General features: G+C 42.9%; 17 protein-coding genes, 1 rRNA gene and 1 pseudogene. 3 read left to right on the top strand and 16 right to left on the bottom strand.

Features of this window, described 5'->3' with window-relative positions; genetic code table 11:
• Positions 1 to 10: 10 nt before the first annotated feature.
• From M1P97_RS16445 to M1P97_RS16485, 9 genes and pseudogenes are all read right to left on the bottom strand, one after another.
• Positions 11 to 1,384, bottom strand: coding sequence for a sulfatase family protein (locus M1P97_RS16445; RefSeq protein ID WP_249389633.1), 1,374 nt, complete (start codon positions 1,382 to 1,384; stop codon positions 11 to 13).
• Complete coding sequence (locus M1P97_RS16450; protein ID WP_394803927.1) at positions 1,381 to 2,940, bottom strand: sulfatase family protein; 1,560 nt, start codon at positions 2,938 to 2,940, stop codon at positions 1,381 to 1,383. The genes M1P97_RS16445 and M1P97_RS16450 overlap by 4 nt, the downstream gene beginning before the upstream one ends.
• Positions 2,927 to 4,399 (bottom strand): RagB/SusD family nutrient uptake outer membrane protein, encoded by a 1,473-nt coding sequence (locus M1P97_RS16455; protein ID WP_249389634.1) that lies wholly within the window; start codon positions 4,397 to 4,399, stop codon positions 2,927 to 2,929. Before M1P97_RS16455 ends, M1P97_RS16450 begins: the two co-directional genes overlap by 14 nt.
• Before the next feature lie 22 nt (positions 4,400 to 4,421).
• On the bottom strand, positions 4,422 to 7,781 hold the full coding sequence (locus tag M1P97_RS16460; protein WP_249389635.1) for a TonB-dependent receptor: 3,360 nt from the start codon (positions 7,779 to 7,781) through the stop codon (positions 4,422 to 4,424).
• Positions 7,782 to 7,960: 179 nt separating this feature from the next.
• Positions 7,961 to 8,986 carry a FecR family protein gene (locus tag M1P97_RS16465; protein ID WP_249389636.1) on the bottom strand — a complete coding sequence of 342 codons (1,026 nt, stop codon included), beginning with the start codon at positions 8,984 to 8,986 and terminating at the stop codon, positions 7,961 to 7,963.
• Between the two features lie 71 nt (positions 8,987 to 9,057).
• Positions 9,058 to 9,636, bottom strand: a complete 579-nt coding sequence (locus M1P97_RS16470; protein ID WP_195375265.1) for an RNA polymerase sigma-70 factor — start codon at positions 9,634 to 9,636, stop codon at positions 9,058 to 9,060.
• 123 nt (positions 9,637 to 9,759) lie between these two features.
• A complete protein-coding gene (locus tag M1P97_RS16475; RefSeq protein ID WP_249389637.1) occupies positions 9,760 to 12,996 on the bottom strand; it encodes a S41 family peptidase in 3,237 nt (1,078 codons plus the stop codon).
• Between the two features lie 181 nt (positions 12,997 to 13,177).
• Positions 13,178 to 14,356, bottom strand: a complete 1,179-nt coding sequence (locus M1P97_RS16480) for an aldo/keto reductase (protein ID WP_249389638.1) — start codon at positions 14,354 to 14,356, stop codon at positions 13,178 to 13,180.
• Positions 14,357 to 14,464: 108 nt separating this feature from the next.
• Positions 14,465 to 14,845: pseudogene (locus M1P97_RS16485) on the bottom strand (aquaporin); the annotation flags it as partial.
• 139 nt (positions 14,846 to 14,984) lie between these two features.
• On the opposite strand from M1P97_RS16485, the gene M1P97_RS16490 reads away from it, so the two are divergent.
• On the top strand, positions 14,985 to 18,251 hold the full coding sequence (locus M1P97_RS16490; RefSeq protein ID WP_195375262.1) for a S41 family peptidase: 3,267 nt from the start codon (positions 14,985 to 14,987) through the stop codon (positions 18,249 to 18,251).
• Between the two features lie 98 nt (positions 18,252 to 18,349).
• Here M1P97_RS16490 and M1P97_RS16495 read toward each other — a convergent pair whose 3' ends face one another.
• The 5 genes from M1P97_RS16495 to M1P97_RS16515 form a co-directional block, all read right to left on the bottom strand.
• Entirely contained in the window at positions 18,350 to 18,946 is a 597-nt protein-coding gene (locus tag M1P97_RS16495; protein ID WP_195375261.1) for a hypothetical protein, read from the bottom strand.
• A 36-nt stretch (positions 18,947 to 18,982) separates the two neighbouring features.
• Positions 18,983 to 19,609 carry a lysine exporter LysO family protein gene (locus M1P97_RS16500; RefSeq protein WP_075559744.1) on the bottom strand — a complete coding sequence of 209 codons (627 nt, stop codon included), beginning with the start codon at positions 19,607 to 19,609 and terminating at the stop codon, positions 18,983 to 18,985.
• Entirely contained in the window at positions 19,606 to 19,884 is a 279-nt protein-coding gene (locus M1P97_RS16505) for a LysO family transporter (protein WP_129730376.1), read from the bottom strand. Before M1P97_RS16505 ends, M1P97_RS16500 begins: the two co-directional genes overlap by 4 nt.
• A 122-nt stretch (positions 19,885 to 20,006) precedes the next feature.
• The gene (locus M1P97_RS16510) at positions 20,007 to 20,342 is read right to left on the bottom strand and encodes a hypothetical protein (RefSeq protein WP_195375260.1); all 336 of its coding nucleotides are present in this window, start codon (positions 20,340 to 20,342) and stop codon (positions 20,007 to 20,009) included.
• Between the two features lie 18 nt (positions 20,343 to 20,360).
• On the bottom strand, positions 20,361 to 20,615 hold the full coding sequence (locus M1P97_RS16515) for a sigma factor (RefSeq protein ID WP_075559747.1): 255 nt from the start codon (positions 20,613 to 20,615) through the stop codon (positions 20,361 to 20,363).
• Between the two features lie 168 nt (positions 20,616 to 20,783).
• Here M1P97_RS16515 and M1P97_RS16520 point away from each other — a divergent pair, with 168 nt between their 5' ends.
• Positions 20,784 to 23,039 carry a GH92 family glycosyl hydrolase gene (locus M1P97_RS16520; protein WP_249389639.1) on the top strand — a complete coding sequence of 752 codons (2,256 nt, stop codon included), beginning with the start codon at positions 20,784 to 20,786 and terminating at the stop codon, positions 23,037 to 23,039.
• Between the two features lie 178 nt (positions 23,040 to 23,217).
• Complete coding sequence (locus tag M1P97_RS16525) at positions 23,218 to 23,538, top strand: YbjQ family protein (RefSeq protein WP_195375258.1); 321 nt, start codon at positions 23,218 to 23,220, stop codon at positions 23,536 to 23,538.
• Between the two features lie 48 nt (positions 23,539 to 23,586).
• Here the strand turns inward: M1P97_RS16525 and M1P97_RS16530 are convergent, their stop codons facing one another.
• Both M1P97_RS16530 and rrf read right to left on the bottom strand, forming a co-directional pair.
• Positions 23,587 to 24,399 (bottom strand): alpha/beta hydrolase, encoded by an 813-nt coding sequence (locus M1P97_RS16530; RefSeq protein WP_195375257.1) that lies wholly within the window; start codon positions 24,397 to 24,399, stop codon positions 23,587 to 23,589.
• 106 nt (positions 24,400 to 24,505) lie between these two features.
• Positions 24,506 to 24,590, bottom strand: a 5S ribosomal RNA gene (gene rrf / locus M1P97_RS16535); the annotation flags it as partial.

Genomic DNA, 24,590 nt, shown 5'->3' on the forward strand with positions numbered 1-24,590 from the left:
CTGTTATTTATTAATTTTTGCTGTTCTCTTTCGTACGCACCTTCCTTTTCGTAAAGTACCAGTCGATTACCTTCCGGCTTAACTCTGAACAAAGCTCCGGATGTTTAGCTGAAAGATCCGTAGTTTCGTGCGGGTCCAGTACTATATCGTAAAGTTCGATATTCTTTCCGTCCGAGTCTACCAATAACTTCCAGTTGTCCCGACGGATACCAAGATGCGGACTACGCTGTTTCTTCTGAGGTTTATTGAAATATTTGTTACGTCCGAAATCCCACATCATATCTTTGCTTCGCTTCTGAGGTTTTATTCCTAACAGAGCCTGACTCATATCTTCACCGCTGTATTCAAAACCGTCGATCAACCTCGCTCCTCCGATACGGCACAAAGAGGGATAAAGGTCTACTGCGTTGATCACACTCTCGTTGTCTGTTTCTCCACCTTTGATTGTTCCGGGCCAACAAACTATAAAAGGCATATTGACACCTCCTTCGTAGATACTGTTCTTGGAACCACGCAGGCCGTTGGTACGTGCGTTATCGAAAGTAGGCAGCGCCCCATTGTCACTGGTGAAGATTACCAAGGTATTTTCACTGATTCCCAATCGTTCCAGTCCTTCCATCAAACGCCCGATCTGTTTATCGTATTGGGTTAAGACGGCTACGAAGTTATTACGCGTTGCCCAGGACTCCGATATCGGATAAAAACCGGATGAAGGAATCCACGGATCGTGCATATCGTCCGGCCAAAGGTTGACGAAACAGGGTTTATCTTTATGACGGGCCAGATAATCCAGAGTTTTGTCTACAAAATAGGCCGTACGGTCCCAACGCTGGATGCTGTCTTTTTCACTCCAGATCCAATTGGATGCTGTGATCAGGGGATCGGGATCCGGTCCTTCGTAAGTTGTCACATATTCATCGAAACCATATTGGGGGATTTGTGGTGCATCGTCTACATCGCGGCCCCCTCCCATATGCCATTTCCCGATATGCGCGGTTGCATAGCCGGCCGCTTTCAGTGATTTGGCCATCGTAGGGGCATTGCTATCCAGATAATCGCATTGTTCACAATCGGCATTCCCTTTCCGTTCATGCAGGAAAGTATTAATACCCCACTCCGTAGGGAACATCCCGGTGGTCAGCCCCACACGGGACGGAGAACTCACCGGCGACGAAGTGTAATAATGATTAAACTTCAAGCCTTGTGAGGCTAGTTTATCGATGTTAGGGGTGGCTACCCAGCCGCTGTTATAACATGATAAATCGCCTATTCCCATATCATCGGTATAAACAATGATTATATTGGGCTTTTGCTGCTGGCCTGTCGCATCCATCGTATGGACTAAACCACAGCTTGCTGCTACTAGTAAAACTGTTTTATTCATGGTATACTTCTATGATAATTATATGGATTTCGTTTGAATGGGTATTGTCTCCCCGGAATAGGTAACGGATCCTGCAATCGAATATTCCAGGTCATCATATCTTTCAACAAATCGACCTGTTCGGATATATTCTTTTTATTATCAAACAGATTTTTTATCTCTGATGGATCTTCTTTCAGATTATACAGTTCCCCACGTCCGTTATTATCCATCACTAACTTCCAGTCGCCTTTGCGGATCATTCGCAAAGAACCACTTTGTGTCCAAGGATTTAAGCCATCAAAACTACCTTCGACATCCGTCCGGCAACTTCCTGCTTCTTCAAAGGTGAGAGGTTCTTCAAGAGTAAAATCTTCGCCCCCATATCCTTGCTCAACAACAACACTGGAAAATTCTTCGCGCGGATACTCTTCCCCTTGTAACATCGGCCAAAGACTACGTCCCTGAACTCCCACAGGAATTTCTGCTCCGACAACACTGCAAAGCGTAGGAAATATATCGACAATCGATACATGTGCATCCATTGGTTTTCTTTGTGGCTTAACGCCATAACCAGCCCAAATCATAGGGATTCGTGTAAGCGATTCGGCAACTCCTGCTCCTTTACGAATTATCCCATATTCACCACAATAGTCTCCATGATCAGAAAGAATAATAAATAATGTATTATCAGCCTGTCCACATGATTTTATACCATCCATCAATCGTTTGATCTGATCGTCGATCATACGAACCATACCTAAATAAATACTTCTCAACTGAGGTATTTGTTGTTGTAAGTTTGGACATGCTTTGTCTTCCAATGCAGCTAGTGCCACATATTTATCACCTTTCTTTTCCAGGTCTTTACGGGAAGTTAGAAGCGGTGGCAAATTTTCCGGTGGAAACATAGAGAAATAAGGATCACAGACTTGGGATGGAGTATGAGGCTCGGGAATGGATACTTGAATAAAGAAAGGAGAATCTTTTTGTTGTTGAATCCAATCGAGTGCATAACTCACAATCTGATAAGGCTGTTGTTGTTCTACTGAGAAAGGAGCCGGTTTCAGGAAATGTCCCGGTACTTCTTTATTCAGGAACTGAGCAAATGCTTTTTCATCGCTTGTTTCCGGTTTATCCTTGCCACGATGTCCATATCCGACAAAATAATCAAATTCTGTATTTCCCTTTCGATATGTATGGTTCTTACCAACCAAAGCCGTATGATAGCCACTCTCTTTGAACATATCCAACATATCTTTCTCATAATATGCATCAGGGATATTATGATTCGTTCGAACATGAGTCGCACTGGGAAATCTTCCTGTTAATAAAGAACAGCGAGCCGGAGCACTTGCCGGAGCTGCCGTATACGCTTTATTAAACCAGGCATATTTAGAAGCCAACGAGTCGGCATAGGGAGTAACAGGCAAAGGAAAACCTTCCCGACCGCAAAGATCGGCTCTTTGCTGGTCGGTAATAATCAGTACAATATTCGGTTTTGTCAATTGGGCAAACACAGATGTTGTTGCCCAACCAGACAAAGCCAAGCATGTTATAAGCTTAATATCCATCATTTTGCTTCAATAAAGAACTAGCATCGATAGCAGACTGGGGTATCGGGAACCAAACATGAAAATCTTGTGCATTAGCAATACCGCGATCACGTGCACATTTGATAAATCGATTTGTACGAATCAGGTCTCTTCTGCGCTTTCCTTCGTTCCAAAATTCCCATTTCCTTTCATTCATCAATTGATCTAAAAATGTTTCTTTTGAATGAAAATCGGATAAAGCAACGTTACCTAAACCAGCTCTTTTTCTAATCTGATTCACCAAATCAACAGACTCCTGGTTAGGACCATTCAACTCATTCAAAGCCTCCGCTCTAGCCAGTAAAATATCGGCATATCTGAAATAAGGAAAGTCATTACCATGATTGTTAGCCGAGGCATTTGGGTCAGGAGGGAATTTCATTCCCCGGGTAGCATCTTTATAATCAACAAGTAAATCTACAATCTTTCCTTTAGAATCTTCATATTTGGTCAAAATACGTCCTTTACGTTGATCTTCAGGCGCAAAACTATTATAAAAATCATCATAAAAACGATATTGAGAAGCAAAATTCGACCATTTTTCATTAATTACGCCTTCCATACCACCATCAAGTCCTTTGTAATAGTCCCAAGGTAAATTCGTCGCAAGAAGAATATTTACACTTGCACTATTTGCCAGATAAGTCTTAACCCAAATAAACTCTTCATTCTTTTCATTTTCCAGAGCAAACATTTTGTTATAATCCGGACACAGAGCAAATTTATTAGTTGACATTATTTCTTTTGCCATATCTGCACAGTTTTGCCACTGATGCGTATTCAAATACCACATACAAAGCAATGTCTGAGCAGCACCTCTATGGGCACGTCCGTAAGCCGGTTGTTTTCCTGTTTCATAAAGATCAGGAATAAGGGCTTTCAACTCCGATTCTATAAAATTTTTAAATTCTTCATCTGTTGCACGAGGTAATTCAAGAGCATCCTCCAGACTTTTCCGAATTGGTACCGGACCAAACTGATCCCATAATTGATAATAAGCCCATATTCTGATAAACCGTGCCTCTGCTAATAAGCCGGTTCGATCCTCTTCGCTAGTAAACCCTGAAGCATTGGGAGCATTGGCTAGTACAATATTCGCATTTCTGATCTCTTCCCAATGATTCATCCAGTCAAAAGCTTCTAATGTACTGGACGAATCCCACCGGAAATTGATCAAAGGTACTGCAGTTCCATTTTCACCACCGCCAGATTGCCACAAAATATCAGTAGTCATTTCTCCTCTTTTTACGATATTTCTACTTCCTCCGTCTTTAGAATAGGCATCTGCCAAAACTGATTCAATACCTGATTTTGTAGCCAGCAAAGTGCTTTCTGTAAATTCTGATCTGACAGGCTCCTCTAGAATGCCTTCACATCCTTGAAGAGAGAGTAACCCGCATAAAGAAAACAGACAAACTGTTATATTATTTATTGTTTTCATATACTTACTTTTTATATTATTCTTAAAAATCAATTTTTGCTCCGAAAATGAATGTTCTGGCACTTGGATATGCATTAAAATCCATTCGAAAATTAGAGTTGCTATTTGGATTAATAGCGGGATCCAATCCAACATAATCGGTAATTGTAATTAAGTTCTCTGCTGTTACATATAGCTGTAACGATTGAATCAGACTATTAAACTTGGGTAATGTATAACTCAAACGGATTGTTTTAAGTCTCACATACGAAGCATCAGAAAGTGTACGTGAATTAACTACTTTACGCCCCTGTTTTAGTGGATCTACAAATGAGGGATATTCATTTGTCGGATTTTCCGGAGTCCACCTGTTCAGATAAGGTTCCGCAAATTTGTTCCGTCGGAAATTTATAGGGAAATAACTGTCAATTAAATTACCATTCAACATATCAACTCCCTGAACTCCTTCAAAAAAGACATACAAATCAAAGTTTTTATAAGTAAATGTATTACCAAAAGACCATTGAAAATCCGGAAAAGAATCGCCAAGAACCACTCTGTCTGCATCGTTAATAACACCATCATTATTTTGATCTACATATTTCAGATCACCAGGTTTATAATCTTCTTTCATTTTACTGAAATCATCATCTTTCTGCCAGACACCTGCTACTTCCCAGCCATAATAAGAGTTCAATGGTAAACCGGGTTTACGGATAGCCACCTGCTCAACATGAGTATAACCAGCTCCAATAATAATTTCATCGATACCACCCAAATCTTTTACTTTATTTCTCATAGAAGTAAATGTGATATTTGACTCCCATTTAAAATTACGAGTATCGATATTTACTGTATTCAGGAAAATTTCAAGACCTTTATTATCTATTCTTCCAATATTCGATAAAATACTGTTATAGCCGGTTGACTGAGGTACAGGTAACTGCAAAAGCATGTCTGTCGTCTTTTTCCAAAAATAATCAATTCCACCATTAATACGATTATTGAATACGCCAAAATCAAGACCTAAGTTAGTCTGGTCGGTCGTCTCCCACTTTAAATCCGGATTAGGTATTTTAGCAGGTCCGGTACCCACTACCTGTTTGCCATCCCATATAGCAGAACCAGCCGACTGGTAAGTACTTAATGCGGGGTAATCTCCAATCTCCTGGTTCCCTGTTCTACCCCAGCCCAAGCGAAGTTTTAATGAAGTGAGCTGGTCAACACCTTTTAGGAAAGACTCATTAGAAATTCTCCATGCCAAAGCAGCAGAAGGGAAATAACCGAATTTATTATTCTTACCAAAACGGGAAGAGCCATCTGCTCTAAAAGTTACCGTAGCCAAATATCTATCATCATAAGAATAATTTGCACGACCGATATAAGATGCTAATCTATTTCCTGTTACTGAATTTTGCATTCTGAATGTTTCCTGATTTCCCAAATTCAGATTTTCTGCACCTAACGATTCATTTGGAAAATCGGCAGCTCTGTTATTCAGGTAACTCGTAACATAACGTTGGTAAGAGATACCTGCTAATGCACCAAAACTATGTTTCTTTATTGTCTTACTATAATTAGCAGTACCCTCTACGATATAGTTACTCTTTTCAGAATTCTGGTTTGATCCAATACCACCATAGTAACCGCCTTGCTGGGTAAGACTTGACACAAAGTTTTTTCTGCTTTCATTCATAAAGTCAGTACCCAGATTTAATCTTAAAAACAAATCTTTAGTAATATAATATTCTCCAAATGCAGAAGCCAAAAACCTATAAGAATCAGAATAAGAAGTCATTCCCTCATCTAATGCAACCGGATTATCAAGAGTCAAGATAGGTGATAAAGCATAATTTCCTTCCTCATCTTTAACTGCAATTGTCGGATCATAATTATAAGCAGTATACATCACACCGGCATTTTCATTTACACCAAATCCATTTGCAACAAAATGATCTTTCATGTAAGTACCAGTTACATTCATACCGATTTTTAACTTATCGTTAATATCGGATTTTAAATTCAACCTAGCTCCTAATCTTTCAAAGCTGGTATTCTTTACAATACCTTCCTGATTTACGTAATTAAATGAAGTATAGTAAAAAGTTTTACTATTACCTCCTGAGAATGACAATTGATGCTCATGAGTAATTGCATTATTTTGAGTTACTTCATTCTGCCAATCCGTACCGATACCACCGTTCGCAATATCCCCTACGCGGTTTGCTTCACTATCACCGCCAGCATCAATGATTTCATTCAGTACTCTTTTATAATCAGCAGCACTCAATATATTCAGTTTATTTGAAGGACTCTGAATTCCTATTGATCCAGAATAGCTGACTTTCATCTTTTCTGCTTTTCCACTCTTTGTAGTGATCAAAATAACACCATTGGCACCTCTTGAACCATAGATTGCTGTGGCTGATGCATCTTTCAAAATTTCAAGAGATTCTATATCCGCAGGATTGATGGAAGACATAGGATTTCTCGGACTTCTGCTATCACTAAACCCCACAATAGATCCCTGAGAAACAGGGCGGGAGTTATCGATAGGCACACCATCTATTACATATAACGGGGAAACACCACCATTAATAGAACTTGCACCACGGATGTTTACAGAGAAACCTCCACCCGGTTCGCCACTGCTCTGCACGACATTTACACCAGCGCTCTTTCCTAAAAGCATCTGGTCGACCGAAGTACTTGCACCTTCTTTCAAATCATCTAATCTAACAGAAGCTACAGAACCGGTAATATCACTTTTCTTCATTGTCCCATAACCGACTACAATAACCTCATCCAACGCTTGTGCGTCTTCTTTCAAAATAATATGTAACGCCGTGTTTTTTCCGACTTTTACTTTCTGATCTAAATAGCCAATATAGGAAACACGCAGTTCTGCATTTTCAGGAACCTGTAAAGAGAAGTTTCCGTCCAGATCGGTAATAGTTCCATTAGTGGTTCCTTCAACAACAATATTAGCACCAATGACCGGCTGCTTACTCTCGTCAACAACAGTACCTTTTATTTTCTGGTCATTGCTTGACTGTTTTGAGGAAGTTCCTTTTATAGTAAGAACAATCAGGTTGTTATTATCCTGTTTATAAGTGATATTCGTACCTTCAAGAAGCTTCCCCATAACAGATTCGATACTTTCATCTTTAGCAGTGAAAGAAACAATTTTATCCAAGCTAGTTAAATCATCATTGTAAAAGAACTGATAATGACTTAAACGCTGTATTTCTTTTAAAGCCTGTCGTATAGACTGATTTTTAACCGTTATCGTTACCTGAGCCAATAATGATGGGGAGATTAACAATATAAGTAAGATTAATTTAATTGACTTAAATTGCCGTTTTTTAAGGGCATAATATGCCCTAGTTAATAAAATTCTCATAATTTTGTAGACTTAATGGTATTTATAATTGCACTTGTTATTTGCGAGATACCCAAGTGCGGTTTATGAACTACGGGATGGGATGATGCTTTGCATTGTCCCATTCTTTTTGAAATAAGTTTATTCTGTATTTTTCATATCGATAAAAGATTAAATATTAAACATTGTATTATTTGTTGTTATTTCAATGCTTTCTCATAATAAGCCTTCTCCTTCATATTCTCACGTAAAACAATCACACTATCCTTTACCTCATATGTCAAAGGTGAAGTGAGGGATAATATCTGTAGAATACTTTCCAGGCTTGTATTGCCGGGAGTACCCGTAAACCGGTATTTCTTCAGCGATTCCGATTCGAATACAATCCGGGTATTATAATACCGTTCCAACGTATGGGCTATGCTCTCGAAGGTTTCACCATTGAAGGTCAATTCATTGTACTTCCAGTTGATGTAATCGACTGCATTATCCACACCGCTTTTCTCCATGTGTCTTGTTTGTTTATTGAAAACGATCCTCTCGTTAGGATTTAAGACTAGACAATCCGAGTCGGTCGTTACTTCCACTTTTCCTGTCCGTAATACGGTCGAAGCATCTTTTTCCTCTTCATACGATTTCACATTAAAGCTGGTACCCAAGGCACGGACTGCCATTTCTTTCGTCTCCACAATAAAAGGACGATCCTTATCAGGTGTCACTTCAAAGTAGGCTTCTCCTTCCAGGGAAAGGACTCTTTCCTTTTGATTGAAGCGGCTGCCATAAGATAGTTTGGAATCTGAATTCACCCAGACCTTGGAACCATCAGGCAATACCACATTCGCTTTCTGCCCTTTTTCCACCGAAACGATCATATCTTCCATGACCAGTTGGTTCATAGCATAATAATAGACAGACAGACCGGTCAACAACAATAATATGGCAACGGCAGCTACACGGGTAACCCATGAATAGAGGCTACGCTGTTTATTTTCTTTCGCGGATAGCTCTTCTACTTTTTCACGGCCGATCTTCTCCTTTATCTGTCCCAACAATTTTTGTTGCAAGCGGGCATCCATCGTAGAAGAAGCCATGTCCCACTCTTCTTCCGCCCAATCCTGAAACGAACCTTCGCTTTTCAGCCATTGGATAAGTGTCTGCACCTCTTCCTGAGTAGCCTGCTTCTGCAGGAACTTATCGAATAATTGTATGTAATCTGTCTTTTCCATTTTATCGTGTCTATTAGGTATACAGGCGACGAAATAAAATCCGTTACCCACATGTATGGTTTTAACTTTTATTAATCAATAAATAAAAAAAGGAGCAAGGGGATAGAGACATTATAATGACGATCTATCTTGCTACGGAGGAAAGCGATCGCTTTGGTCAACTGCGACTCGACAGTATTTTCAGATAAATTGAGTTTTGCTGCAATTTCCTTATTTGTCAGCAATTTGCGACGACTCAACACAAATATTTCTTTACGGGCAGGAGGTAGTTGTTCTATCAAAGATCCGATATATTCTTCCAATAAATGATAGTCGACCTCTTTCTCTGTTGTATTCTCTATGGGTTCGGATGTTTTTATTTTTGCCTGATAAACCTGTTCGAGCATCCGGTGTTGATAGATATTGACCAGTTGATTTTTGGCGATAGTGCAGATGTAAGCACCGAACGACTTGTCGGCATCGACTTGGTCTCTGCCTTCCCACACCTTAATAAATACGGACTGAACGATCTCTTCGGCCAGGTAAGTATCACCCTGGGATATACGCATTACAAAATTGTATAGCTTGCCACTCCAACAATTATACAAGTATTCAAAAGATGCGATATCTCCCCTTTTAAGATTACAGATGTGATGTGATTCCTTATCCATAACGTATGTAGTTACTTTGCAAAGGTAAAAGAATTATTAAACGATAGCACAAAAAATAAAAAAGGTTGCACGCTTTTTGACAATAGCATGCAACCTTTGATAGAAAAGCATATATACTTTTACTTATTTGCTGAAGTCCCTCGGTGCCGGAACCGGAGCCAACGGCTTACGGTTCTGAAGATCTTTCATCACTTCTTCGATCGCCTTGTTCAACTGCTGGTCTTCGCCGTTCCACTCCTTGATCGGATCGTTATCGATCAGGATATCCGGGTCGACACCGTGGTTTTCGATGATCCACTGGCCGGTTTTCGGATCATAGCTGGTGAAAAACGGTACACGGATATCGGTTCCGTCCATGTAAGGCAGCGGACCACTGATACCGACGATACCACCCCAGGTACGGGTTCCGATCAGTTTTCCTAAGCCCAGGGCACGGAAGCCCCACGGGAACAAGTCACCGTCCGAAGCAGAATATTTGTTGATAAGACAAACTTTCGGGCCCACCTGTACTGCATCGGGAACAGTTCCGATATGATTGGAGCCGCGACGCATTGTCAAACGGTACGGTTCACGTGACAAGCGTTCGAGGATCATCGGGGAAACATTACCACCACCGTTGGCACGGTCATCGATAATCAGGCCTTCTTTATCCAACTGTGGATAGAAATAGCGGGAAAATTCGTTCAATCCTTCTACACCCATGTCCGGGATATAGATATATCCGACACGGCCATTCGTTGCCTTATCCACCTTTTTGATATTGTCCTGTACCCAGTTATAATGATACAAAGAATATTCTTCGGCAAGCGGGCTGATCACAATCTTACGGGCTCCGGCCAACTGCGGTTTGCTGTTCAGGGAAAGTTCAGTTGGCACACCGGCTTTACCCACCAATAAGCTGTACATATCTTTTACACTGTTCGTCGGAACACCATCGATGGCTACGATAAATTCGCCGGCTTTAGCTTCGATACCCGGCTCCGTAAGCGGAGAACGCAGATCTTTGCTCCAGGAAGCACCCGGCAGGATCTTTTCCAAACGGAAGAAACCGCTCTTGTCACGGGATATTTCAGCTCCTAACAAACCGGTCTGTATACGTTCCGGACGATCCAGTTCACCCGGATTTACATAGGCATGGCCGCAATTCAGTTCGCCGATCATTTCACCGATCACATAGTTCAGATCCAGACGGGTCTTTACATACGGTAATAGGACTGCATATTTTTCTTTGATTGCTTTCCAGTCTACTCCATGCATATTCTCTACATAGAAACCATCCCGATAGGCACGCCAGGCTTCATCGAAGATCTGGGCCCATTCCTTCGGATAATCGGTTGTGATCTTCATATTCGACAGGTTGACAGCTTCACTAAGATCCGCCTTTCCCGAAGGAATATCGGTTACGTAAAGTTCTCCTCCTTTATAGAAAAGAGCCTTTTTACTTCCGGGCGTTACTGACATCGATGCACCATCGGCTACGACATCTTCTTTCTGTTTATCCAGATCGTATACCTTTGTGCCGCCCCGGCCGAAATAATACACCTTGTTTCCATCGCCATAGAAATTACCATAACGCGAACCTGCCAGCGGAAGCTGAACAATACGTTCGGAAATACCTTCCACGTCGATCTTTACAACAGGTGTTTCAGAAGCAGTTTCTCTCTTTGCCTCTTTCTTCGGTTCTTCTTTCTTTACTTTATCCTCTTTGACTGCAACCTGCGCATCCTTTTCCAGGAAAGGAGAAGGAGTTTCTTTAGATAACAGGGCCAGATAAACTCCTCCCATATTATTATAGACATGGTTCCATTCCAATGAACCATAAGTCGGGTTGAAATCGCGTGCGGAAGAGAATATCAGGTATTTGCCGTCGTTGCTGAAGACTGGTGATCCGGAGTCGTACCACTTATCTGTTACCGGATATTCTTTCTTACCGGCAATATCGTAAACATAAATAATGCTATGTTCATTATTAGCCGGACGGGAATAAGTCAGCCATTTACTATCCGGAGAGAAAGTAACATCCCTTATTTCTGCCATCGGGTCTTGCACGGCTACAGTTACTTGTTTCGTTGCGACATCCAATAGGTTGATACGATTCTTACGATCTGTATAGACAATTGTCTTCGAATCCGGACTCCATTCGAAAGAGCGGATATAGGTATCGTTGTTCTTTGTCAGTTGAACAGGTTCGCTGCCTGTTGCTTCCTGCAAATACAGTTCCGTCTCACCGGTTCCATCGGAAATGTAAGCGATTTGCTTTCCATCGGGCGACCACTGGGCTTCACGATCATGCTGTCCCGGTGAGCGGGTGATATTCTTCGTTACCCCTTTATCGACAGGTAAGTTGAAAACTTCGCCACGGGAGGTAATTACGATACGTTCGCCGTCGGGAGAAATGCTGGCTTCCGTAATGTACCCGGAACCGTCTTTTATCTCACTGCGGGCGTATATATTATCCGATGTCAGTTCGATATTTATCTTTTCGGGCTTTTTTGAAATAGCATCCATTTTGTAGATATAACCACCATTTTCAAATACGATCGTATTTCCGTGCGCACTGGGGAATTTTACATCATATTCAGTGAAGTCAGTTACTTTGCTGGTCTGCTTCGTTTTTGTGTTATAAACAAAAATATTCATTGTCCGGTCACGATCGGAGAGATAGAATATTTCATCACCGATCCACATGGGGATAATATCCTGTGCTACGTTATCCGTAATATTTTCAACAGATTTCTTTTCAGGATCATAAATCCAGATATCGTCCGCCATACCACCTTTATAGTATTTCCAGGTACGAAACTCACGCATCACGCGATTGTATGCCAGCCGCTTCCCATCCGGTGAGTAGCTGCAAAAACCACCCTCGGGCAGCGGGATCACATCAGACAGGCCACCTTCCTTGTCCACAGTATAGAGTTTACCGGAAAAACCGTCGCTGATACGGTTACGGTAGACAATACGGCCGCCATCGGGCGTCCAGGTCATTACGATGTTGTTCGGGCCCATACGGTCGCCCAGGTCATCACGTTTGTTGGTTGCGGTGTAGGTCACGCGCAAAGGTTCGCCTCCGGTAGAAGGAATAGTAAACACTTCCGTATTTCCATCATATTGACCGGTAAACGCAATCGTTTTACCATCCGGCGAAAAACGAGGAAACATTTCATAACCGACATGTGAGGTCAGTCGTTGGGCTTCTCCACCCTTTGCGGGTACCTTATACAAATCGCCGGCATACGAAAAAACGATTTCGCTACCATTGGTAGCCGGGAAACGCAACAGACGTGCATCGTCCGCTGCCATCATCAGGGCAGGAACTCCGGCTAAAGCGAGCAAGGAAAGAATAAGTTTCTTGTTCATGTTAATATTAGTTTAGTCTACGGGCAAAGGTAAAAAAAGAGAATGACAAATTGCATGAATACAAGAGATATCCGTTATCTTTCTGATACGTTAAAATATATTACCCGGTATACTAATTCAAAATACTTGGTATAGTAATCCGAAATAGCCGGTATAGTAGTATCATTTTGTCAAACAGGAATCAGGTCAGGAATTCATTCGGTGCCTGTACAACCGGGATAATAGATGCAATTTTTTTAGAGACGTCAAAGCCGGAAGAGCAATTCACCTGGCAAACATCGCAATCGGTACATATATCCTGCTTCAACCCAAGGCCGAGTAAGGTTTCTTTCGATTGTTGGGCATGCTTATAACCGTAGGCATACATATAAGCACGCATAATATCGGGTATAGGCAATTGTTCGGGACACTGTTCACGGCATTCACCGCATTGCTGGCAATACAAAGACTCCTGATCGCATAAAGCCAACAGGTAATCCTGTTCTTCCTGTGTCAACGCCATATCATGGGCGGCAGCCAGACATTCATCCAGATGGTCATAATTGGTCAGGCCCGGGATAACTGTCGTGATATTCTTATTCCGCCAGATCCATTTCAGACAGGCACGGCCGTTTATCTTTTTCTTTCCGTCGGCATCTTCGGTGCCTCCTGCCATCGTCTTCATGGCAATAAAGCCCATTCCTGCCTTTACACCCCGCTCGATTGCTTCGTCCGTCTCCTTTATATTCTTCATTTTGAAGTTATAACTGATCAGGGCAACATCGTAAATGCCGGTTTCGATGGCGGCATCGATCAGTTCCGGTTTCTGGTCGTGGGAAGAGAAACCGACAAAGCGCGTTTTACCTTCGGCCTTGATCTTTTGCAAAACAGCGAGGATGCGTTTGTCTTGTATCTTTTCTGCTGTACTGACGGAATGGGTATAGAAGAGATCGACATGATCCATTTTAAGACGCTTCAGGCTGACAGCCAGTTTATCGAGCAGGTCTTGTTCAAAATCGTCCCGCAACGGATAATCGAACATGACTTTAGTTGCGATAAAACAGGAACTACGCGGTTTACCATCAAAGAAGTTACCGATCATCTCTTCATTCCGTCCGTTCTGGTACCGGTGGGCTGTATCGAAATGGATGATACCCGAATTAAAGGCGGCGCGAAGTACATTATTGCTGTCAGGCCGGTCCACGCCCATACTGAGGATAGGTAACTCCACTCCCGTTTTACCTAAAGGACGCATAGGAATTTTAGTTTCTCTTCCGGCTCCCGGAGTCGACGCCAAAGCATCCGGAGCAAATAATAAACCGGCTCCCGCTACCGTGGAGAGCTTCAGGAAGTTTCTTCGATCGACACCTTTTTTTTCCATAATCCGGATCAGAATTAAGTAAACAGCGAATTAAACTGCTCAAATATAACAAAAAAATCCCGGAAGCTATACTCCCAGGATTTAATTATATAATTTGTAAACAAAGGATTATGCATCTTCCGTATCCATTCCTTTCCATACCAAAGCAGCTATTGCGGCTCCCAGGAAAGGTGCAACGATGAACAACCATAATTGTGAGAGAGCTTCACCACCCTGGAACAAAGCCGGACCGATACTACGTGCCGGGTTCACCGATGTTCCGGTAATAGGGATACAAACAATATGGATCAACACCAGGGCCAGACCGATAGCGATACCGGCAAACTTGGTATTGGCTCCTTTGGATGTGGAACCTAAAACAACAAGCAGGAAGATAAATGTAAATACTGTTTCGGCAACGAAAGCCTGAACGAGATCATGATACCCGTTGGCTCCGGTAAGCGTGGTAGTAGAACCGGAGTCCTTTGCCAGTATATAAAGAATAGTATTTGTATAGGAATAAATTGTTAACTATCTCGCCTTATTGACTATACTTCATTTAATAAAACAGACACTTATCTCGCTTTGTTTTGACTTTTTTAGTTTCGTATAAAAATAATCTTGTACTTTTACGGAAATTAATAAACGCATGAAAAAATTACTGATCTTAACATCGGCCCTTTTGTTGACAGGGTCCGTTTTTGCCGACAATGATCCGTTATGGATGCGTTACCCGGCAATTTCCCCGGACGGAGGAACAATAGCATTCACCTATAAAGGCGATATCTATACCGTACCGGCTACAGGTGGTAAAGCCACCCAGTTGACAACCCACCAGGCCCACGACACACGCCCCGTCTGGTCGCCCGACGGAAAACGGATCGCTTTCGCTTCCGACCGTAACGGCAACTTCGATGTCTTCATTATGAATAAAGAAGGAGGCGCACCGACTCAACTAACCACCCATTCGGCCAACGAATACCCGGATACATTCAGCGACAACGAGCATGTTCTTTATACTGCCTCTATCCAACAGGATGTAAAGGACAGCCAGTTCCCTTCGTCACTGTTTGCGCAGGTCTACCAGGTCAATACTACCGGAGGACGACCGACGTTATATTCGTCATTGGCGATGGAAAATATAGCGCTCAGCAAAGACGGAAGTCAGCTATTGTATAATGACTTCAAAGGGTATGAAGATCCTTGGCGTAAACATCACCAGTCTTCCATCACGCGTGATATCTGGTTATGTTCGTCAGGTAATGACCGCTCTTTCAAGAAGATCACCACTTTCCGCGGTGAAGACCGTAACCCGGTATGGACAGCCGACGGAAAAGCATTCTACTATCTAAGCGAAGAAAAAGGTAGTTTCAATATCTTCAAAAACGACCTGACCGGTAAAAACGGCAAGCAGATAACCAATCATACGACACACCCTGTCCGTTTCCTTACTTCCGACAACAACGGAATGCTCTGCTACGGATATGACGGTGAAATATATACAATTAAGGAAGGTGGACAACCGTCAAAAGTAAAAGTAAATATCATCTCCGACCAGACAGAGAACGATCTGATCCATCGCTTGATGTCGAACGGAGCAACCAGCATTGCCGTTTCTCCGAATGGAAAAGAAGTTGCCTTTATCGTAAGAGGCGATGTATATGTCACTTCCGTTGAATACGAAACAACCCGCCAGATCACCGATACACCACAGCAGGAACGTAATATTGATTTCAGTCCCGACGGTCGTTCGCTGGTTTACTCGGCTGAACGGGGGGAAACATGGGGTATCTATCAGAGCAGCCTGGCTCGTAAAGACGACAAATATTTCACTTATGCACAGGAAATAAAAGAAGAACCGCTCGTAGTAACGGACAAGACTTCTTTCCAACCGGCTTATTCGCCTGATGGTAAAGAGGTGGCTTTCCTGGAAGACCGTACGACATTACGTGTGATCAACCTGAAAAGCAAACAAGTGCGCACGGTATTGGATGGCAAATACAATTATTCATACAGCGACGGAGATCAGACTTATCAATGGTCGCCCGACAGTAAATGGTTCCTGGTGGAATATATCGCAATCGGCGGATGGAACAACAAAGACATCGCGTTGGTAAAAGCAGACGGTAGCGGAGATATTACCAACCTGACGGAAAGCGGTTATTCGGACGGAAACCCCAAATGGGTACTCGATGGAAAAGCTATGATCTGGTCGTCCGACCGGGCAGGTTACCGCAGTCATGGCAGTTGGGGGGCACAGGATGATACTTATATCATGTTCTTTGATGCCGAAGCCTACGATAAATTCCGCCTGAGCAAAGAAGAACTCGCACTGATCGACGACGAAGACAAAGAGAAGGACGAGGACAAAAAGGATGATAAAAAAGAGTCCAAAGCGAAAAAAGATGACAAAAAGAAAGAGGATAAAGACAAGAAAGACGACAAGGACAAACCGGTAGAACCGTTGAAGTTCGACCTGGAGAACCGTAAAGACCGTGTCATCCGTCTGACAATCAACTCATCGAACCTGGGTGATGCCGTATTGACACCGAAAGGCGATAAACTTTATTATTGTGCTTCTTTTGAAAAGGGTTATGACCTGTGGGAACGTAACTTCAAGGAGAATACGACCAAGTTATTGATCAAAGAAGTCGGCGGAGGCAGAATGTTTACCGATAAGAAGGGTGAAAACCTCTTCCTCGTATCGGGTGGCCAGCTGAAAAAGGTAGAGATCAAAGACAGCAAGACCAAGAATATCCCGTTCAAGGCTGAATTCTCTTATCGTCCACCGCAGGAACGCGAATATATATTCAACCATGTATGGCGTCAGGTAGAAGACAAGTTCTACGATCCGACGCTTCATGGCATCGACTGGGATGGATACAAGAAAGCATACGCCCGCTATCTGCCGCATATCAACAATAATTACGACTTCCAGGAAATGTTATCCGAACTATTGGGAGAATTGAACGGTTCGCATACGGGTGCCCGTTTCCGTCCGTCTTCCTCTGCTCCGGCAACAGCTTGCCTGGGTGCATTCTATGACAATAGCTACAACGGCGACGGTTTGAAAATTGCCGAGATCATTGCCAAAGGTCCGTTGACACTGGCCGACACCAAGATCAAACCGGGTTGCATCATCGAGAAGATCAATGAGAAACCGATCAAGAATGGGGAAGATTATTATCCGTTGTTAAATGGTAAAGCCGGAAAGAAAATCTTATTGTCAGTTTACAATCCGGCTACGAAAGAACGTTTTGAAGAACAGGTTAAACCGATCTCTTACGGTGAACAATCCAACCTGCTGTACAAACGCTGGGTAGAGAACTGTCGTAAGAAAGTGGACGAACTCTCTGGCGGAAAAATCGGCTACGTACATGTCAAAGGCATGAACAGCGAAAGTTTCCGTGAAGTTTACTCTGAATTGCTGGGACGTTGCCGCAACAAGGAAGCGGTGATCGTCGATACCCGTCACAACGGTGGCGGCTGGTTGCATGACGACCTGGCTACATTGTTGAGCGGTAAAGAATACCAGCGTTTCATGCCACGCGGACAGTATATCGGTAGCGATCCGTTCAACAAATGGTTGAAACCGTCGTGTGTACTGGTTTGCGAAGATAACTATTCGAATGCGCATGGCTTCCCCTGGGTTTACAAAACGTTGGGGATCGGTAAGTTGATCGGTGCTCCGGTACCGGGAACTATGACAGCTGTTTGGTGGGAGTCGCAGATCGACCCGTCTATCGTATTCGGTATTCCGCAAGTTGGTGTTCAGGATATGCAAGGTAATTACCTGGAAAACCATGAATTGGAACCGGATATCGAGATCTACAACACACCGGAATCTCAGTTGAAGGGTGAAGACCATCAGCTGGAAGAAGCAGTGAAAGTGATGTTGCAGACGGTAAAGAAATAAATACCTGACATATAAAAAAAGCGGATCAAGTCAGTAGCCTGTTTTATGGCTCTGATTTGATCCGCTCTTTTATATATTAGGAACAAATTATCTTAAAACTAATCCGGTATGTTTATCTCGGAAGAGAGAAAGTCCAGCTTTTTATATTTATCTTTCATTCGATCGTCGGCCTGTTCCTTATCGTTGGTAAAATAAACGGGGGATTGCTCGAAATGCCAAGTGCCGACATAATTCAGCATATTCGGGGCAACGGTAAATTTAAACAAGACCAGTTCGTCCGGACGTTGTTCCTTGTTCTTTATCTTCCGTTCCGTCTCCAGGATAGAGTCTTCTCCTTTATAAATGGGTTCCATATAGGATTTTCCACCATACCATTTACTTTCCGTCCACCAATAATTCAGGATCGCATACGTTCCCGGCTCGATCAGGAAACAGAACGGATTTTCCTTAGAGGTCTTAAAAGTAGACTTTACCCTAAAGATAAATACTTCGTTCGTCTCAATGTTGATTATCCGGATATCCTGGGGATAACCGCCGCTTTTAAACTTTTTCAGGCGTTGGATGAAATCACCGTAAAATGCAGCCTGCCCGGCTGGGATCGTTTCGTTATCCCCCAGCTTATCCAGTCTTCGTCCCGGCTGTCCGGCAGCACAGAACGAAACGAACAGCAATATAGCGATCAGTAAGTTTCTCATACAGGTTATTATGCTATCTTTTATTGACTATCCTATTCACATTGAACAGAAAAAAGAGACAAAGAACGGTACCGTAAAATCGACCAGAATACCGTGGAAAATAGAAACGAATACCAGATCCTTTCCAGAATAACGGGTAATAATCGGTAATGTTGTATCCATCGTCGTCGCTCCTCCGGCACAGATAGGGGCCAGTCTTCCGAAATACTTGACAAACAAAGGTGCTCCCAGCAAAGCCATAATCTCACGGATAATATTAGCCATCAACGCAATCGTCCCTAATTCCGTAGCCATCTGTACACCCAGTGAAGCTTCTTTCAACTCCGTTATCAGGATAGACGACAACGAGTAATAAGCAAATCCGCTACCGACAGCCAGACAGTCGAACACACTCCATTTGGTGATCACCAGACTGATTAAAGCGGAAGCCGTCAGCGTCCCGATAATAGTAGCCAAAGGCACCAACAATAACTTCGGACGGATACTACATAATATCTCTTTCAGTTTTTTATCACTTCCAATGCTTAACCCAACCTGAAACATCAATAAATAAAGCACGTATATAGTGATATCATTTTTTACAATGACCTCCGGCAGATAACCGCTACATCCCAGGATACACCCGAGTGCAAAAAAAGCGACAACGATCAGACTCCCTTTCATTCTCTTCCCCTTTCCTTAAAAAAGAAATGATACACGCCCCAGGCAGCCAGTACACTTCCGCCTGTTCCCGCCAGAGCGATCAGGAAGGCCTGTCCTCCCAGTGTTGTAAGATTATTTATTATAGCCTCATTGGCCCCCACCGAAATTCCCAACAGGAACAACAGAAGCAAAATCGTATAGGAAATAGGTCTACCTATTTTTTGTAAAAACTCCACTTTACGCAACAGGTATCCTATAGCTATACCGCCAAACATAATTCCGATTACCGTGAACATAATTATAATTTTTCGGCAAAGGTAACAGAAAGAGCCTTGCAGTACAAGTCTGCAAGGCTCTACCGGTGTCATATATGATCTACATTTTTACTACTTCAGACGATATACGAAACCTGAATATACTAAACACAGCAATTTTCAATCATAAACGAAGAGGTCAGTATCAGAATAAACAAAAGGACAAAAATGAAGGTGATCAGGGCCGAAAAAGAATAAAAAAGACGAAGGTGACGTTGTCTTTTTTCCCTGGATATCCGCTGCAGTACCTTCAGGTCGAACTCTTTTCCTAACGGGGGAAGTGTCTCTGCTTCCGGAGTCAGAAACCACGCTTTGTAAGGACGCAACTCGGGCGGCAACGTTTCTGCCGAGAAAAAGTGTCGTAGTTCGCGTTCTTCTTCAATAGTGGTGGCACATTCCCAATATTTATCCAACAATATTTTAATACGGTTGTAATCCATATTTGTCGTATATGTAGTTTATCTGACAGTGAAACTTTCCGTCCGCATCTTCTGCAAATTGATCGCTTCCAGTGCCAGGTTACGGGTTACCATCAGGCAGTAAGAAGGAATATCTTCTATTACAATCCAAGCCGCCCGCTCTCCCCAGACCTTCAGCATTACATCCTGAACGATCTGCTCGGAACGCTCAGCATTTCCGGTGATCCTGAAAGCAACCCGCAACAGGTTGTCTTTTAAAGGCAATATCCTTGTTATGAATTCGTCTGTTCTCATCTCTTTTATATTAGACGAGTACCCACCACAAAAGGTTGCAATTTTTTGTCACTTTTTTATCAGATTATAGAAAAAGGCCTCTATATGGTTCTTTTTCATTATATTTGTAGCAGTTCAAAATAAAAACAGTAAATCCGCATATATTCAAACTAAATCAATAAATAAACAGTGAAAAAGACAATCTTATTCTTTCAGGCTGCTGTTCTTTGCCTGCTGGCAGGGTGTAAACCTGCTCCCGACAGTGGCTTACTAAGCGATGAAATCAAGTATGTAGACCCGTTCATCGGAACCGGGTTCCACGGACATACCTTCCCCGGTGCCACCCGCCCCTTCGCGATGGTACAGGTAAGTCCGGATACCCATATCATGGGCTGGGACGCCAGTAGCGGTTATCATTACGACGACAGGGAAATCTATGGCTTCAGCCACACACACCTCTCAGGAACAGGTATCGGTGATCTGGGAGATGTAGCTCTACTGCCTTTCTCGGGTAGCGACTCGATCAAACCGGTCGGCCTTTTCAATAAAGACACAGAAAAAGCGACTCCCGGATTCTATGCCGTACGTCTGGATAATTTCGGTGTGAATGTAGAGTTGACAAGTACAGACAAGGTTGGTTTCCATAAATATACTTACGATAACCCCAAAGACCGTCGTGTCATGCTGGATCTGGGACATATCCTGCAACCGAACTGGGGACATAAACTTGTCGATAACAACTATCTGTTCGTAAACGATTCAACCGTAGAAGGAACGGTCCGCACCCAGGGCTGGGCACATTTCCATTCGGTTTCATACCGGATCACCTTCTCCGAACCGATCGAAACAATCTACCAGTATATTGGTGGCAAGCTTCGTCAGGACTCTTTATTCCTGCGTATCAATACTGCTGAGGATTTGAAATTCCATTATAAATTCCCAGAAAAGGCTGAACCTTTATACGTAAAGGTTGCACTTTCTATGGTAGATACGGAAGGGGCTGAAAAGAACCTCGAAGCAGAACTTCCCGGCTGGGATTTCGAAGCAACCCGCATTAAATCGGCTGAAATATGGAACGATGCACTGAATGCGATCGAAATTCAGGCTGATCCTACCGTAATGGTAAATTTCTACACAGCTCTATATCATACTATGATCGCTCCGTTCGCTTATCAGGATGTAGACGGCCGTTATCTGGGTATGGATAAAAAGGTACATAAAGCAGAACCGGGTTATACGAACTATTCCGTATTTTCTTTATGGGATACCTTCCGTGCTTTACATCCGTTGATGACGATCATCAATCCGGATCTGGCTGCCGACTGGGGAAAAGTATTGGTACAGGGATATAAAGAAGGTGGTATTCTACCGAAATGGCCGCTGGCTTCCAGTTATACAGGTTGTATGGTAGGCTATCCTGCCGTATCCGTTCTGGCTGACCTGGTTAGCAAAAATCTGGCTGACGGTGATCTGAAAACATGGGCGGAAGCCGGTGCACGTTCATCCGTTTACCGTGAAGATCTGGCAGAAAAGTTCAAGGGTACACGCGAACTCGATCTGATCACCCGCCATCCGTATTATAAAGAAAAATATGGATTCGTTCCGGCTGACTCCATTCCCGAATCTGTTTCATGGGGATTGGAAATGGCTTACGAAGATTGGTGTATTTCACAGATCGCTGCTAAAGCAGGACTTGACTCACTGGCTAAAGCATATGCAGCCAAAGGAGAATACTACAAACGTTATCTGGATCCGGAAACAAAGATGATGCGTCCGATCATGGGTGACGGAACTTTCCGTACTCCATTCAACCCACGTTACTCCGCTCACATGAGAAGTGATTATACAGAAGGAAATGCCTTCCAGTGGAGTTTCTTCGCACCGCATGATATGGATAATTTCATCGCTACGATCGGTGGTAAAAATGAACTGGAAACACGTCTGGATACATTATTTACTACTTCCTCCCAAGTTGACGGCGAACATGCTTCCGGCGATATCACCGGATTGATCGGTCAGTATGCGCATGGTAACGAACCGAGCCACCACATGGCTTATCTATATAACTGGACAGACTCTCCCTGGAAAGGACAGGAACGTCTGGATTATATCATGCGCGAATTCTATACAAATAAACCTGACGGTATCATTGGAAACGAAGATTGCGGACAGATGTCGGCATGGTACGTAATGAGTGCTTTGGGCTTCTATCAGGTTGCCCCGGGTATTCCGGTTTACACATTGGGCCGTCCGATGGTAGATCGTGCCTTAATTCACGTAAAAGGTGGCATATTTGAGATCCAGGTTAAAAATAACAGTCCGGAGAATAAATATATCAAAGAAGTGACATTAAACGGTAAGGTTCTCGATACCCCGTTCTTCTCACATACCGATATGGCGAAAGGTGGTAAGCTGGTATTCGAAATGACCAATGCACATCCATAAAAAACAATGCCTGCCGGATACGAACCGGAGGTATCGACAAAGATACGGATAAGCATCCGATTAACAACGGGCAGAGCTTCCATAGAAAATAGAGGCTCTGCCCGTTTTATTTATCCCAAACCGGACAAGATATCCAATGGAATAAATATATTTGTTGCCAACAATAAAAAAGAAAGCTATGTTATTAACAACAACAAACAACATCGAAGGGAAAAAGATCGCTCAATACTATGGGATAGTTTCCGGTGAAACAATCATAGGAGCAAACGTATTCAAAGATTTCTTTGCCGGAATACGCGATATAGTAGGTGGACGCGCAGGTTCCTATGAGAGTGTATTACGTGAAGCCAAAGATACAGCCCTGGAAGAAATGAGCCAACAGGCAGCACGCATGGGAGCCAATGCCGTTATTGCTGTCGATCTCGACTATGAAACAGTAGGAGGAAGCGGAAGTATGCTGATGGTTACGGCTGCCGGAACCGCAGTTCGTTTCGAATGATAAAACCTTGTTCCCGTGTGAAGCACGGGAACAAGGTTTCTTTCCTTTTCAATGTTTTTCCAAAATCCTTTTCACATGATTCTTTAGTATATGAAAAGCCGGTGTAGCCATCGATCCGTGATCATAGCCATCCAACTCATAAATATATGTCTCTTTATGTCCGGCTACTTTCATCATTCTCCAGAAATAAGCATTCTCTTCATAGCGTCCTAACATTTCCATTTCACGATCACCTGAGACGATGATTAAAGGAGGTGCATCCGGACGAACATAGTAAAGCGGTGCATATTCGTCGATACTAGGCTGCGTCTCCTTCATTCCTAAAGATTCCCGATAAGCAAAATGACTGATAGCATGTCCACTGAAAGGGATTAATGCAGCAATAGAGTCAGCATCCACACCATAAACCTGTAACCATTTTTCATCCAGACCGATCATATTTGTCAGATAACCACCCGCAGAATGTCCGGAAACAAAAATCCGGCCACGACTACCACCATATTTCTCTATCGTTTTAAAAGTCCAGGCTACCGCAGCAGCTGCATCGTCGATACAATCCTTAATATTACATTTAGGCAACAACCGGTAGTTAACAGCTACGACAGCCAAACCACAATTCTTCAACTCTTCCGGAATAAATTTACTACCACCCGACAAACCGCCTCCATGAAACCAAACGACTGTACCGAAGTTCTTCACATTTTCCGGATAATAAAGATCCAGTTTACAACGTTCCAGGCCATAAGGATCACCCGTGGTCCGATAAGGAATATCTTTTTCTACGGTATAACTAATATCTTTCTGAGCAGAAAGAATGGAAGATATAAAAAGGGAAACGAATAAAATATAAAACTTGATCATAAAGCATTGATTTTTGAACAAAGATAAAGGATTTATCTAAAACCAGAAAAGGAGTCAGTTCTTTCGAACTAACTCCTTTCTACCATTCAGTCTTTCGACCTGACAAAAACGGCGGTTATCTACTCTCCCACTTTTACGCAGTACCATCGACGTGGTTGGGCTTAACTTCTCTGTTCGGAATGGGAAGAGGT

It is taken from the genome of Parabacteroides leei, from assembly GCF_023369805.1.
Lineage (GTDB): Bacteria > Bacteroidota > Bacteroidia > Bacteroidales > Tannerellaceae > Parabacteroides > Parabacteroides leei.

Excerpts from the sequence above, each read along its gene's own strand:
- M1P97_RS16445 (WP_249389633.1), bottom strand. The coding sequence starts at position 1,384 with ATGAATAAAACAGTTTTACTAGTAGCAGCAAGCTGTGGTTTAGTCCAT.
- M1P97_RS16450 (WP_394803927.1), bottom strand. The coding sequence starts at position 2,940 with ATGATGGATATTAAGCTTATAACATGCTTGGCTTTGTCTGGTTGGGCA.
- M1P97_RS16455 (WP_249389634.1), bottom strand. The coding sequence starts at position 4,399 with ATGAAAACAATAAATAATATAACAGTTTGTCTGTTTTCTTTATGCGGG.
- M1P97_RS16460 (WP_249389635.1), bottom strand. The coding sequence starts at position 7,781 with ATGAGAATTTTATTAACTAGGGCATATTATGCCCTTAAAAAACGGCAA.
- M1P97_RS16465 (WP_249389636.1), bottom strand. The coding sequence starts at position 8,986 with ATGGAAAAGACAGATTACATACAATTATTCGATAAGTTCCTGCAGAAG.
- M1P97_RS16470 (WP_195375265.1), bottom strand. The coding sequence starts at position 9,636 with ATGGATAAGGAATCACATCACATCTGTAATCTTAAAAGGGGAGATATC.
- M1P97_RS16475 (WP_249389637.1), bottom strand. The coding sequence starts at position 12,996 with ATGAACAAGAAACTTATTCTTTCCTTGCTCGCTTTAGCCGGAGTTCCT.
- M1P97_RS16480 (WP_249389638.1), bottom strand. The coding sequence starts at position 14,356 with ATGGAAAAAAAAGGTGTCGATCGAAGAAACTTCCTGAAGCTCTCCACG.
- M1P97_RS16490 (WP_195375262.1), top strand. The coding sequence starts at position 14,985 with ATGAAAAAATTACTGATCTTAACATCGGCCCTTTTGTTGACAGGGTCC.
- M1P97_RS16495 (WP_195375261.1), bottom strand. The coding sequence starts at position 18,946 with ATGAGAAACTTACTGATCGCTATATTGCTGTTCGTTTCGTTCTGTGCT.
- M1P97_RS16500 (WP_075559744.1), bottom strand. The coding sequence starts at position 19,609 with ATGAAAGGGAGTCTGATCGTTGTCGCTTTTTTTGCACTCGGGTGTATC.
- M1P97_RS16505 (WP_129730376.1), bottom strand. The coding sequence starts at position 19,884 with ATGTTCACGGTAATCGGAATTATGTTTGGCGGTATAGCTATAGGATAC.
- M1P97_RS16510 (WP_195375260.1), bottom strand. The coding sequence starts at position 20,342 with ATGGATTACAACCGTATTAAAATATTGTTGGATAAATATTGGGAATGT.
- M1P97_RS16515 (WP_075559747.1), bottom strand. The coding sequence starts at position 20,615 with ATGAGAACAGACGAATTCATAACAAGGATATTGCCTTTAAAAGACAAC.
- M1P97_RS16525 (WP_195375258.1), top strand. The coding sequence starts at position 23,218 with ATGTTATTAACAACAACAAACAACATCGAAGGGAAAAAGATCGCTCAA.
- M1P97_RS16530 (WP_195375257.1), bottom strand. The coding sequence starts at position 24,399 with ATGATCAAGTTTTATATTTTATTCGTTTCCCTTTTTATATCTTCCATT.